The 14261-nt window shown below is 34.8% G+C and carries 9 protein-coding genes; 3 read left to right on the top strand and 6 right to left on the bottom strand.

What is annotated here, in order from left to right; genetic code table 11:
* Positions 1-1098 (top strand): alkaline phosphatase family protein, encoded by a 1098-nt coding sequence (locus ACFSTE_RS03395; RefSeq protein WP_378256204.1) that lies wholly within the window; start codon positions 1-3, stop codon positions 1096-1098.
* A 97-nt stretch (positions 1099-1195) separates the two neighbouring features.
* Here ACFSTE_RS03395 and ACFSTE_RS03400 read toward each other — a convergent pair whose 3' ends face one another.
* The 3 genes from ACFSTE_RS03400 to ACFSTE_RS03410 form a co-directional block, all read right to left on the bottom strand.
* The gene (locus ACFSTE_RS03400; RefSeq protein WP_378297962.1) at positions 1196-3835 is read right to left on the bottom strand and encodes a CHAT domain-containing protein; all 2640 of its coding nucleotides are present in this window, start codon (positions 3833-3835) and stop codon (positions 1196-1198) included.
* The gene (locus tag ACFSTE_RS03405) at positions 3816-5852 is read right to left on the bottom strand and encodes a PKD domain-containing protein (RefSeq protein ID WP_378256200.1); all 2037 of its coding nucleotides are present in this window, start codon (positions 5850-5852) and stop codon (positions 3816-3818) included. The genes ACFSTE_RS03400 and ACFSTE_RS03405 overlap by 20 nt, the downstream gene beginning before the upstream one ends.
* A gap of 140 nt (positions 5853-5992) precedes the next feature.
* Positions 5993-7030: a hypothetical protein gene (locus tag ACFSTE_RS03410; RefSeq protein WP_378256198.1), complete on the bottom strand. Its 1038-nt coding sequence runs from the start codon at positions 7028-7030 to the stop codon at positions 5993-5995.
* A gap of 184 nt (positions 7031-7214) precedes the next feature.
* Here ACFSTE_RS03410 and ACFSTE_RS03415 point away from each other — a divergent pair, with 184 nt between their 5' ends.
* Positions 7215-7802 (top strand): RNA polymerase sigma factor, encoded by a 588-nt coding sequence (locus ACFSTE_RS03415; RefSeq protein ID WP_378256196.1) that lies wholly within the window; start codon positions 7215-7217, stop codon positions 7800-7802.
* Entirely contained in the window at positions 7799-8542 is a 744-nt protein-coding gene (locus ACFSTE_RS03420) for a hypothetical protein (protein WP_378256194.1), read from the top strand. The genes ACFSTE_RS03415 and ACFSTE_RS03420 overlap by 4 nt, the downstream gene beginning before the upstream one ends.
* Before the next feature lie 42 nt (positions 8543-8584).
* Here ACFSTE_RS03420 and ACFSTE_RS03425 read toward each other — a convergent pair whose 3' ends face one another.
* The 3 genes from ACFSTE_RS03425 to ACFSTE_RS03435 form a co-directional block, all read right to left on the bottom strand.
* The gene (locus tag ACFSTE_RS03425) at positions 8585-9973 is read right to left on the bottom strand and encodes a RagB/SusD family nutrient uptake outer membrane protein (RefSeq protein WP_176029408.1); all 1389 of its coding nucleotides are present in this window, start codon (positions 9971-9973) and stop codon (positions 8585-8587) included.
* Between the two features lie 17 nt (positions 9974-9990).
* Positions 9991-13344, bottom strand: a complete 3354-nt coding sequence (locus ACFSTE_RS03430) for a SusC/RagA family TonB-linked outer membrane protein (protein WP_378256192.1) — start codon at positions 13342-13344, stop codon at positions 9991-9993.
* Between the two features lie 357 nt (positions 13345-13701).
* Positions 13702-14148, bottom strand: a complete 447-nt coding sequence (locus ACFSTE_RS03435) for a cysteine dioxygenase (protein ID WP_176029410.1) — start codon at positions 14146-14148, stop codon at positions 13702-13704.
* Positions 14149-14261: the final 113 nt, after the last annotated feature.

Here is a 14261-nt window from a genome sequence, read left to right on the forward strand (position 1 = left end):
ATGAAATATAATTTGAAACATATACTACTGACAGGAGTTTTACTATGTGTGGGGCTTTCGGGAAGATCACAGGAGAAAAGTGAGCTAAAGATTGTACTAATTACACTAGACGGACTAAGGTGGCAGGAATTGTATAGCGGAGCAGACCCTAAATTGATTACCAATAAAGAATATGTAAACGATACTATCGGGTTAAAAAAGGAATTTTGGCGATCTGATGAGGTAGAAAGAAGAAAAGTATTGATGCCTTTTTTCTGGAATACAATTGAAGCTATAGGACAGCTGCATGGAAACAGAAAGGAAGGAAGTAAAGTAAACCTGACTAATTCAATGTGGTTTTCATACCCCGGGTATAATGAAATTTTAACTGGGGTAGCAGATGATGCCCGTATTCATAGTAATAATAAAATAGATAATCCAAACAGAACAGTTTTAGAGTTTATCAATAATTCCAGAAAATATAAAGGCAAGGTCGCTGCATTCGGGAGCTGGGACGTATTTCCTTTTATTATTAATGAAAAACGTTCAGGAATCCCTGTAAATGCTGGGTTTGAACCAGCTACAACTAATTTGACAAGCAGAGAAAAGTTTCTCAATGAACTTCAAGAGCAAATTCCCAGTCCTTGGAGTTCTGTACGATTGGATGCATTTACACATCATTATGCCTTGGAGTATATGAAAAAGAAACATCCTCAACTTACTTATATTGCATATGGAGAGACAGATGATTTTGCTCATGATGGGGATTATGAAGCCTATCTGAAAGCCGCTCACAATACAGATGAAATGATCAAACAATTATGGGAGTATACACAGGAAGACTCGTTTTATAAAGATCAGACTATTTTTATTATTACTACAGATCATGGAAGAGGGACTACTCCAATAAACACATGGCGCAGTCATGGTAAAAACATAGTAGGTGCAGGAGATGTCTGGTTAGTAGCTTTTGGAAAAGGAGTCGCACAATTAGGAGAAGTAACAGATGAAGAACAATTATATAGTAATCAGATAGCGAGTACTATTGCTGTCTTATTACAGGAGGTATACACAATAGAAAAAGCAGGGTCTCCTATCAATGTATTAAGTAATAAGTAGTAATTACACAATGAAAAATCCCTTGTTTGTGAATCCATTCAGGGGATTTTTTAATAAAACAAATTCAGAAAAAGAGAATGTTTATAGATAAAATGTATTAACTGTTTTTAAGGGGGGCTGTATGGAAAAATGTATAATATATTAGGCCGATTATTATTAGGAGTATCAATATTACGGCTCCTGCTAGAAGAGGTGTAAAACCAGAAGCTTCAATAGTAACAGGAGTACCGTAGAAGACAAAAGCTCCCCAATAATAGGGGGATTTTTGAGCATTGAGAATAACAGGATCCTGAAGATAATCAATTTTAGCGAAGTGTAATGCCTCTGTATAAACAGGCGATTGATTATACAGTTTATTATAAAACTTCTCCATAAAAAGCGATGCTGTTTTATCATGTACTTTCCATAAAGAAAAGATAATATTTTCGACACCCGCATATTGAAACCCTCTGGCAATACTGATGGGACCTTCTCCTTTGGAAATTTTTCCAATACCGGTTTCACAAGCACTTAATATGGCTATTTCTGCCTGTAATGACAAACCATATAATTGATTGACAAGTACATTTTCATCAGAAAAACGGATACTGGCAGGAACTTCTAATGTTCCGGAAGAAGCATGCGTTGATAAATGAAGAATATCGTGTTCTAAGGAGTTAGCTTTAAAATTTTTATAAGTAGCATGTTGTCGGGTGAGAAATTGTCCGGAAAAATACTGTTTAATACTATTGAGTTCTTTCTTGGAATAAGGCAAAGCAATAGCAGTGCCCTCAAAAATAGGAAACACACCTAGAACTGTTTTGTCTTTAGCTTTTTGTATGCGGGTAGCATGGACATATTTGACCGCTGAAATTTCATGGTGAATATGACTCTTTTTTATAAGAAAAGGCATCTCCTGAAATTGAATGCTTTTCGTGTCTGTAGTCAATAATGCCTCAAAAGGAATAAAATTGAGAAGCCCATCCGTAATAAGAACAATCTTGTTAGTGTTAAGAGGTAGATGAAGCATGGTATAGGTGTCATGTGCGGTATGTGTATAGGAAGAAATATCATCCGTGATTGTATTAGCGTGATGAAAAAAACGAATAAAGGAGATTGCTTTTTCTTTGATCTGAGTAGCACTGCCCAGTCGGTGCATGGAAATATGATCTTGTGTAACCTGAAATTGGAATACATCCTCTTCTCCAAAAAAATACGAGATAAGTGTTGTCTCCTGATTCGCCAGATGTTCCTGCAAATCAGAAATAGATAAGGGAGTCGAATGAGGAAGGAGCTGCTTATAGGTATTGGTAAGTGTTTGAGTAATGTTTCTGTATGTACTGCTGAGCTGCTCTAAATGAAGATTCCATTGCTGTATTTGAAAAATATCAGAAGTAGGTCCTTTTAGTTTTTCTTTAATTATTTGTGTACTAAATAGTGCAATTTCTTCCTGTAATTTTTGCTTTTGAACAACTAGTGTATCGTGTTGATATGTGTTCATGAATTTTTTGGAAAATAAAGAAGCGGTTAGAAAAGGAGATTTACTTTTATCAGCCATGATAAATGCTTTTTCGAGATATGACTGTTGCGAAGTATTTTGGTATAAATGATATAGTTGTTGCAGGTATTTTTCTACCCGTTTTCGATGTTGGTAATGCTGTATCAGTTTGGTTTCCTGTAAGGGATAAAAAAGCGTTAATTTCTCTTGGAGAGCAAATGCAACTTCATAGGTTTCGTTTGCTTTTTCAATAGCACCCATGCTTTGATATATATGGGCTTGTATGTCTAAAACAGCTAATAAAATGGGATCTGCGTTGTTGATTTTTTTTGAAGGCAATTCATTTTCGATAGCTATTCCGGGGAAGAGATGTGTATAACAGTAGGATATATGGGATAGTGCTTTTTTGTATAAAGATTTAGCAACTAACAGTTCTGTATAATGTAGTTCCCATTGTATTAGTGTTCTTCCTGTAGTATTGCTTTTTTGTGCGAGAAGGTTTCTTGCGTGTTTTAGGTGTTTTTCGGCAGCGTCATATGCCTTTTGTTCTATTGCGATAGCAGCAAGAATTGTATATGCTTGTGTTTCTTCCGGGGCGATTGATATGACTGATTGTGCATATCGGGTAGCAAGTTTCCAGTTTCCCTGATGTAGGTAGTTGGTTGCCATATTGATTTGCAGATTGATATTTTTCGAATCGAATAAGAGTCCTTTTTTTAATAATTGTATAGCTTTTTCATAGGTCCCGGAATTATTATAAGCTACAGAGAGATTCGTAATACCTGTGATCACTTTCTCTGTGTTTTTTTCCTTTTCGGATTGATAGATGTAATAGGTAATAATGCGTTCAGCTTTTTGCAAATCTCCGATTTTAATATACAGGTTTCCCAATGGCTGAAGACAGTATTCGATAATGTCATATTTAGAAACGGCATGAGAACGGTAAGTGTTCCACGCAATTTCATAATGAGTGATTGCTTTGGCTATATATCCGAATTGCTGATAATAGTATCCCAGGTTATTTTGTATCTCTAACCACATATAATAATCTTTTTCTGTAGTGATTAAAGCAGTTATTGGCTGGATGTTTTTGGATACGGTATGCAATCGTTCTATGGAAGGGGTCTGTTTGAGAAAAATAAGCTCTTTTAGTAATGTATCAGCAGGAGAAGATTGTGAGAAAATAGGAGAGAACATAAAAAAGAAACAACAACTACGTACTACTAAATATGCTGTTTGTTTAGAATTTCCAAATAGCATAGCATTGTATTTGAGGATTGTCATAATCAAAATAATGTACATAGCGTACTCCCAGGCTAGGACCAATTCGAACGGTGCCCAGGTTAGCTCCTATAAAAAAGCCAGTGTGCAGATTTGAAAAAGAATTAGAGATCTCCTGAGAAGTTCTGACATCTAATTCTGGATTTCGGATTTCTCTGAGTTCATTTTGTATTAGTTCTAATTGATAACCTTCTCCAGCAGCTGTAATCGTACTTTTACGAGAGGCATCCAGTGACAATTGGATTCCTGCTCCTACAGCAAAGAAATTAGAAAGGTTATATCTGTATGAAGCCGGAACGGCATACATACTAATGGCATTCGTAGTATTTTCTTCCTGAAAACGAACAATTTCTTCAATCCCAATTGCATTTGTCGATTGGGTGGCATAATTTCTAAGAGCATCAAAAGAAGCAGAAGAAACCATCAGTTCTGCCTGAAAATATCCTCTGTAGGATTTAAAGGGGGACAAAGTTACTCCTGCAAAATACTCTTTGTCATTGGTTCGTTCTGGATTAAAAATATATCCGGCTTTGGCTCCAATAGAAATTCCAGGGATAAAACGAGTGGTTGCATAATTGGTAATAATTGGATCATTTTTATCAAAGAAAATAGCGGTTTTGCTTTTTGTCTTTTTCTTGTGAAAATCTTTTTTGAACCGTATGGAATATTTAACAAAACCTTTGGTAGAATCAATTTCATATACATTTTTTTGCTGGCTTCCCGGTAGGTATATTTTTTTAAAAGTAAAGGTGATTTTATCTGGCTGAATTAGAGTGTCCAGACAACTATAATTGACCTCTTTCTCTTTTGGACAAATAGGGCACTCGGGATACATTCCTTTAATTTGTAAAGTTGATTTGTCGAACATATCAGGAGTATCTACCTCTAGTCGAATCGTGTTCGCCGGGCCCTCTCCATTATTCTGAAAACGTACCTTGAACTGTAATCTTTTAAACCGGGCAAAACGATAATTCATCAACCATCCATTAGAAGACATTTTGTTAGGGTCATGAGAGGTCACGATTTCCATTTCAGTTTCTTTTACCGTATGATCATCATAATTGATATCCGGAACATAAATACTTCGCAAAGTAACCACAGCGCTCGTATCTTTGATCATTTCCGGAGTTGTTTTTAATGTTCTGAAAAAAGAACGTTCTTCTCCGGGTTTTAAATCATAAAATTCAATTACCTGATAATCTCTGTATTGTTTTTTTGACTCCTCCAGAGTAAGTGGTAGATTTTTTCTTTTGGTAGAGTCTTGTACAATACGGTTAGAAATAAAGGAAGAAGTTAGTGTTGTCGCCAGAAAGGTATTGCTGTCATTTTCAGGAAGCTGAGAAGCAATAACATCCGTTGCACGTATTTTTTCTCCATAATGGGTTCTCGTATCCTGAAGTATAAAGTTGTTATTCTTGAAACGAACATCATTATAGAATAAGTATAACTTACCGGAAGAAGTGTAGTCTAACCGGTTTTTGTAAGAAGTAATAATAACTAGTTCCTGGTCTGGTAATGGCTCTCTATTTCTTTTAATCATTAAGTCTTCTTGTTCATTAAATGGAGAGTCTATGATAGTAGCCTGATCATATGATTTCATAATGTCAATGATTTTGGGAATACTGGTCGGAGGTTTCCCATTATCATAATTATTAGTAGCCCATAATCGTGCTGTATGAGCACCTTTTTTGTTGTATTGATGAGTAGGGTTTTTGGAAAAACTGTAATGTCCATCTCCAAATTCCCAGAAATAAGTATAAAATGCTTTTGGGGCTCCTGCCATTTGATTTAATGGAGGCATTTCTCCCCTGAAAGAAACATTGTTTCCTTGTATGTCGTATGAAATAGGAGCTACCCGAAGTGAATCAGAAAGAGGGGATTGAGTATACCCTAAAAGAGAAAAAAATGAAAAGAAAACAAATAGCAATAAATGAATATCCCGGAGGTTTTTATCCTTGTTTTTTGAAGATTTAATTTTAGCAAATAACCATTTCATTGTCAATAAAGATAATTAAAAAAATATTGTTTAACAGAGAGGTGATATAGAGAAAACACAGTACAAAAAAGAAGTTTTCTGATACTGTGTTTCCTAATTTACAACAGAATAAAGTAGGTTTGTCGTGGTAATGCTAATAATTATGGCAGCTCATTAATTACGGCTGTTAAATCCTCTTCTGTTCCTGTAGTCAGTGTTCCAATCGTCTCTATATGATTTTCTCCTATGGTTGCTGGCTGAACAGCATATACATATGCGTCTTCCTGCTTGGAAACAAAAATAAAATGTACTTCCATTCCAATAGGAATATGACCGTAATGTTCAGTGAACAAAGATGTTTCTTCATTATAGATATCTAATAAAGCTAATGCGGTAGGTTCATTATCAATTGTAATGTATACATTACAATTTGTATTATCATACCCTTCTGGGACAGCCACGGATACAGAAGTTTTAGGTCTGGGGTCAATAATCCATCGATCGAGGTTTGTCCATCCAAAATTATCCAGAAAACCAATATATCTGTTTACCCATGTTCCATCTTCTGCTCCATCTCCCTGTCCGGGTTCTAGCCCTTTCTCTGTATTCTCTTCCCATACGATATCACATTGAATTCCGTCACAGTCATTATCTTGTCCATCAAATATTCTCATTTCCGGATCAAATTCTTCTGTAGGAACATTTATCTGGAATGCTCCGGAAAGGAGTAACGATTCTTCCCCCTGATAAGCGTCTATATAAAACTCTCCAGCAGAAATCAATGTTTCAATATCGCCGTTTTCGCGTTTTCCGTTGGTTGGCATTTTGGTTAATACCATACTGGATCGGTCATATATTTCGATCAGACGGATCGTTACTTCTCCAGTAACAGGATCCCCATGTTGATCTGTTATAATATCAGGAGGGAAATATAAAACAGTTCCTTGTTCTCCAGTGATGCTTCCCCCGGTTTCTACAGTGAGAGAAAATTCTTGTATGGCTTTATTTCTATTTTCTGCAATAGCATCTTTTAGAGCAGTTCCATCAAAAGGTTCCTGGATATCAGGTTCTCCGATAATAATGGCAGGTGAATTATCATCACTGCTGCATCCTAAGCATAGTTGTATAATTAGTATAAGGATAGCAATATAGCTATGTTTAAAAAAAGATCCTGATTTCATTACATTCATTGTTTTCATTGTTTTCATTTTTTTGAAATCAGTAAGAAATAGTGATCTCTATATTCGAACAGTTTTTATGCAGTTCGAGATAGAAATATTCCTTACTGTATTTTTATTTCTACACTCTCAGATCAACTCCTTTTATTTTTTGTTACCCTGTTTTCCAAACTTTTTTTACTTTAGATCACTCAGCGTGTTTTATATGACAAAAAAGAAACCTCATTCGGATCAACGATATATACATGGATTATTGAATAATGATCATCGTGTAGTAGCAGAGATTTATGAAAAATTTGCTCCCAAAATACGGGGATATGTCCGTAAAAATAGTGGAGATGATGAGGCGGCAAATGATTTAATACAGGAAACCTTATTAACCATATATCACCAAGGGAAAGAAAAAGAATTCGTGTTGACATGCCCGTTTGATGCGTATTTCTTTTTATTGTGTAAGAGACGATGGCTTAATACATTGAAAAAAACAACCTCCAGAGAGGTAACAATGCCGGAGGATTTTGTATCTGTAGATGAAGAGAGCATACGATTAGCAGAGGAGACAGCTATGTATATGAATAGAAAGAAGTTGTATGATGAGATGTTCGAAAAATTAGGAGATAGCTGTAAAGAACTATTAAAACTCAGTTTTGCAATTAAGTCGATGGAAGAAGTAGCAAATAAATTAGGAAAATCTTATGGGTATGTCAGAAAACGAAAATCAATTTGTATAGGAAGACTAACAAAGATGATTCAGGAATCTCCAATGTATAAAAAGATAAAAGAAGGATTATGAATTCGGAAGAGAAATATTTACTTTTTGAACGCTATTGTGCAAATGAATTATCTTCTGTAGAATTGGAAGATTTTAAACGCTTATTAGAAAGTAATACAGCATTAGAAGAAGAGTTTGCCGTTTTTAAAGAATTTACCAGACATTTTGAAGCAGTACATCAGGAGAAAAAGGATGTAGAAGCGTTTAAGAAAACGCTGGATAACGCAGGGACTACCTATTTTGCAAAAGAAAAAGAAAAGAAAAAAGCAAAAGTGATCTCTTTTCCATTCTGGAAGTATGGAGTGGCTGCGAGTATTTTGGTCATATTGGGAGTGTTTACTTTTTTTAATAAAAATCACCCCCCGGAATATAAGGACTTTGTCAGTATTCCCGAATTAACAATTACAGAACGTCAATCAGAAAATAAGCTTATCAAAGCTACAGAAATGGCTTTTAATTCAAAAGCATATGCGGATGCAGAGAAGCTGCTTGAAGGACTTTTAGAAGAAACCGAAAATACAACCTACCAGTTTTATTATGGAATTTCTCTGTTGGAACAAAATAAACATCAAGAGGCAAGTACGGTTTTTTTGTCCTTGTATGAAGGCGCTTCTGTTTATAAGTATAAAGCTATATGGTTTGAAGCATTAAACCAGTTAAAACAGAAAAAATACTCGATTAGTAAATCATATTTAGAAAAAATACCTTCAACTGCGGAGGATTATAAAAAGGCTCGATCTCTGCTCGAAGCGTTAGAATGAGAAAAAGCCTCAGGAATTATTTCTGAGGCTTTTATATAGGTGTTAATATCCAGGGTTTTGTGTAATAACTCCTTGTCCTTGTATAATTTCATCCAGAGGAATAGGGAGTATGTATTGAGACGAATTTGTAATAGTGGGTTTAATAGTTGTTATGTCAATATCTTTTGCTATTTGGTACCGGATCAGATCAAACCAATCTTCTCCGTTTTCATAATAAAGTTCCATTGCCTTTTCCAGGCGAATCATTTCTAAAAATTCAGGAATTGATGTAGGAACTTTGGGATCTAAACCAACGCGCTTTCTCACTTTGTTTAATTGAGCTACCGCTATAGGTATATCAGTAATACTTCCTCCGTTTATCAGAGTTTTTCTGGCCTCTGCTTCTGCATAAATAAGAACAACTTCTGCTAATCTAAGGTGTAATAATGCGGGAGGGAACTCATATGAGAACTTCCATTTGAAACCTGTAATATCAAGAAGCTGAGGTGTAGTGGAGGTAATAGATTTTCTGATACTATCTTTTTCTATACTATGTATGCTCTCTAAGTATGCAGATCCAGGGGCAATACCTGTAGTAAACCCGCCTCCTTGACTGTTTGACCTGGAGTAATCAGTGGGTGAAGCAAATAGTACATCAGTAGCAGTATGTGCTTTTTTATAGATATCTATATAGGTTTCTCGCAAAGAAATATCAATAAACTCACTACTAATGTTTGCAGCTTGTTCATAGGAATTCATGTATAATAAAACTTTTGCTTTAAAGCCTTTTATACCTCTTTTTGATATTCTTGAAGCTTCTCTTGTTTCAGGAATATCGGTTTCTAAAGCGATATTGAGTAGCGATAGTATTTCATCGTATGTTTCTTTTACAGAACTTCTGGGTTTTAAAATAGGATGATTATTACTATCTAGTTTTGTAGGACCTAAGATGATACCATATTCAGCATTTATGTCGTAAAACTGACCATACATTCTTAGCAGGTAAAAATAGCTAAGTGCTTTTATAAAGGTAGCTTCTCCTATAATATTGTTTTTCTCTGTTTCAGACAGATCATATAAACTTGTTTTAGGAACTCTGTTGATGATCTCATCAGCATTAGCAATAGATCGATATAGCCCGGCATAAGTCTCCATAACAGTTCTGCTGTTAGGAGAGACAGCATTATTTAAAAAACTGTCTTCTCCATAGCTATGCACCGTTTTTTTTCCAGAGATTCCCATGGCAGATAAATATGAAACAATACCAATGTATTTTCGCATGGATGCATAGGATCCAATAACGGCAGCTTCTATGGTTTTTTTGTCAGTATAGGCTTGCTCTATTGGGATTTGCCCATTTGTTTCTACATCTTCAAGATGCCCATAGGGTTCGCAACTACAAATAAATAAAAAGGAAAAGATACAACAGATATATTTATATTGATGATTCATAAGTTTTGTTTTTATAATTAAATAGAGATAAGAATTCCCCAGTTAAAAGACCTGCTTAGGGGATATCCATTAAAATCCCGGGTTGTGTTGAAGGTGTTCATAAAGAGGTTGCTAGAGTTGACACCTTCAGGATCAATGCCCGGATAAGGAGAAATTGTAAATAGATTTGTAGCGCTTGTAAAGATATAAGCATTACTCAGGGATAGTTTTTTTAGGAAAGATACAGGGAGATGATAGGTAAAGGATATGTTCTTTAAACGGATAAACGAAGCATTTTCAACTATCGCAGAGGAAGCTGTATTTAACCCCCTGGGGCGATTAAATCGTAATTGAGGGTATTTTGTATCTCCTTTTCCTGGGCTCCATGAATTTTGATACATTTCTCTGGTAATATTTGTTTTGGTATCTAAGGAGCTAACAATGGTCTCAGAAGGAGCCCATTCTTTCATTGCTCCAAAACTGTATTGAAGATTTATTCCTAATTCGAAATTACCGAAACGAACTGTATTGTTCCAGCCACCAAAAAAAGAAGGAATATTATCACCGATAATCTGTAAATCTTCAAATGTTATCTGTCCATCATTATTCGTGTCTTGGAATTTTAAATCTCCAATTTGAGCTCCAGGTTGTAGTGCATGTTCATTTATTTCCTTTTGAGACTTAAAAATACCTTCTGATACGAACCCTGTTATAGCTCCCATAGATATTCCTTTATTAATTCTATAACTTAAACCAGCATATAAAGAACCATCTACATTTTCGATTGTGTTTTTTAAAGAACTAATATTAAAAGAAGAATTCCACTGAATAGCCTTAGAAGAAATTACATCCGCTGATATTGCTATTTCTAACCCTTTGTTACTAACGGTACTTTGGGAATTTTTTAGCTGATAAGGAAAGCCTGTAGAGGGAAGGATTTTTTGGTACATTATCATTCCTTCAGAGGTTTTATTAAAATAATCAGCAGTAAGTAAAATTCTATTTTGCAGCATAGAAACATCTACCCCGTAATTGATTTCATTGGTGTTTTCCCAACCAATATTCGTATTTGAGAGATTTGTGAGAGCAATTCCTGTGATATCATGAATGTTAGTAAAAATGTTACTTATTGTTGCGCTGTAAAATTGCTGGTTTATAAAATCCGGTAAATTGGCTTTTCCTGTACGTCCTATTGAGAATCGAAGTTTAATAGTATTGATCATATTATTTTTAGTAAAAAAAGCTTCATTAGTGGGAGTCCAGGCTAGCGCAACAGAAGGAAAGGATGCCCATTGTTTGTTTTTTCCAAATTTGGAATATCCGTCAATTCGATTTGTTGCAGATATGTAATATCTACTATCATAATTATACTGTAAGCGAGCAAAATAAGAGTGTAGCCGACTTTCTGTTATATGCTCAAAAGTGTGCGTAATGTTATCTGCCAGACTGATAACATTATAAAACGCAGGAGAAGGGAAACCACTATAGGTAGCACCATTTGCTTCAATTCTTCTAAAATCAAAAGTTGTCCCAAGTAATATGTCTGCCTGATGGAGAGAGAGCTTTTTATTAAAAGAAAGAGTGTTTTCCCAGGTCTGATTAAATACACGGCTGTTATCATCAGTTCTGTAGCTATAAGAGTTTTGTCCATAGTAATTACTTAACTGACTATCGGCAATGGTAGAAGAAAAGGTTGTTTTTAGTGTGAGGTTACGGAAAACGTTATAAGAAAGATACGTATTCGTAGAAAAGTTAAGTGCTTTTTGTATGTTGATAGTCTTATCAAGATTAGTTAATGGATTGCTCCAATCATCATTATTAATTAGGAACAAGGTTCCGTCTTCATTTCTTACAGGCATATCAGGTCTGGTTTGAAATGTGATGTCTAAAGATTGTAAGTTGTTGTTGTTTAGATCAGAAGTTTGATAACTAATTCCTCCACCAGTAGTCAGGTGCTTGGAAATGACTGCATCAAAATTAGTCCGAACTGAATATTTATCATATTCTTCTCCTAGGAAAATTCCTTTTTGAGACGTGTTTCCTAAAGAAAAATAATAGTTGGTTTTATTTCCTCCTCCACTTATATCCACAGTTGTGGTGTGTAGACTTGCATTTTTTCTGGATATTTCATTTTGCCAATTCGTATCTCCATTAAAGAAAAAATCGTTGTTGACCGTATTGTCTAAAGGATCTATAATTAGTGTAGCAATGGGGTCATTCGGATCAATTTTTAAAGAGGATTTTGCGGTAGTAATCATCATTTCTTTGTACTCCTTTGCAGTAAGTAATTGATGTTTGGCAATGGGTTGATTATTGGTAAAAGTATACCTGAAATTAATCATGGGTTTTTGTTTTTTCTTGCCCCTTTTAGTGGTGATTAACAGTACTCCATTTGCTGCTCTGGATCCGTATATTGAAGCAGCAGCAGCGTCTTTTAGAACTTCAATCGTAGCAATATCAGATGGAGCAATCAGTTCTAATGGATTTGTTTTTCGCAAAGCACCGAGTCCATTATTAAAAAACTCAGGAAAATTATCTTCCACTACAATAGGGATACCATCAATAATATATAGGGGTTGATTCATCCCTTTAAAAGAAGTACGTCCTCTGATATTAACAATAGCTCCTGCACCGGGACTTCCAGACATTTGTATTGCATATAGTCCGGGAATGTGTCCCCCTAATAAACGATCAATACTATTAGAGTTACTAGTAATTACCTCTTCTGCTTTGATAGAGCTAATGGCAGAGGCTATGTCTTTTGTTTTCTGTTTTCCATATCCGATTAAAGTCACTTCATCAAGTGAGGTGTTTTGCTGGTGTAAGGTGATATTAATTTGTTTGGAAATGGATACTTTTTGCTCTTGATTGTAATACCCCAAAAAGGAATAAACCAGTACATCTCCTATTGCAGCTTTGATACGATAACTTCCTTCCTGATCGGTAGAAACCCCTTTTGTGGTCCCTTTAATAGAAATAGTCGCTCCGTGAAGAGCTATTCCTTTGTCATTCCGAACGTTCCCTGTAATGGTTATTGATGATTGTTCTTGTGGTTGGACAATGATTTTTTTATTAGCAAAATGATAGGTAAGTGATAATTTTCTGAATAACCGCTCCAGAATGGTGTGTAAAGATGCTTTTTGAGCAGAGATGGTAAATGTCTTTTTTAAATCTAATTCGGAATTCTCAAAGAAAAAGGTAAAATCTGTTTTCTTTTCAATTAAGTCAAAAAACTGATGTAGGTTCATATGACCAGAATCAATATTGATTTGTAATAACAGAGTATTAGGTGATGCTCGTGCTATGGTTGTAATTAAAAAAATAATAAGTAAGAACTTTAGTTTATGCCAAAAGGATTTTCCCCTATATAAGGACATTACTTTCTTTTTCATAGGTTTTAAAAGTTTTAGTAATTGTTAATGATTATATGTGTTAGTTACTTTAATCTGACGTAGAGGAATTTTGTTACCCCCTAAGGAAAGAGAAGGGGAAAACAAAATGTTGTGTTATTTTAATGTGAAAATTTCTTAAAGAAATGTAGAGGGGGGTATAAGTTCTTGAGAGATTATAGAGGGAGTAAAGTTTAACTTCAAAACAAGTTTCAACCAGATAACTTCTATTGCAAGTAAAGTTGAGATAAAAAGGATAAAGCATCATTTATGACGCAGATAAATAACAAAAAGGGATAGTGTTTAAGTCTGTAGTTATAAGAGGAGGATAAGGAATGTTTTTTTAGAGAGACTATTATTTTACATATCTGGAGTGTACCCTCCTGGTGCGTAGAGATGTAAGGAGACGACATTTTTATCAGAGATATTGAATACCCGATGTTGTCCTACATTATCAGCTATGTATAAAACATCATTTTGGAAGTAAGTATTAGCTGTTATTTGTTGATTAGGAGTAGTAATTTCATCACTTAAATTCCCTTCCATAATTTTTACTAAACATCCTTGTTTAGGGTGTCCGTGAATTGGAGACTTTTGACCGGGTTTCCAACATAAGAGCAGTAAATCATAATAATGGGACTTTATTAAAGAAATTCTTTTATAAGATGCGTCTTCAAAAGTTACCTTATTTTGCCAATTATCCAGTGTTGTTTCTTGATACCAATGTTGTAAACTTTTTAATGATTCAAAGTTGGGGTTGGAAATAGTATTGTCCAGAAAGGCTTTGATTTCGGATAAAGATGCCATAAGCTAACTTATTTTTACTTGCTCATAATGAACTGTTGATATTGGCTAATATATTCAATTTTTAGAGGATTGTATAACAGAAGTAAACAAAAAGAGCAGATCTGTTGTTGATC

It is taken from the genome of Aquimarina hainanensis, from assembly GCF_042684685.1.
Taxonomy (GTDB): Bacteria; Bacteroidota; Bacteroidia; order Flavobacteriales; family Flavobacteriaceae; genus Aquimarina; species Aquimarina hainanensis.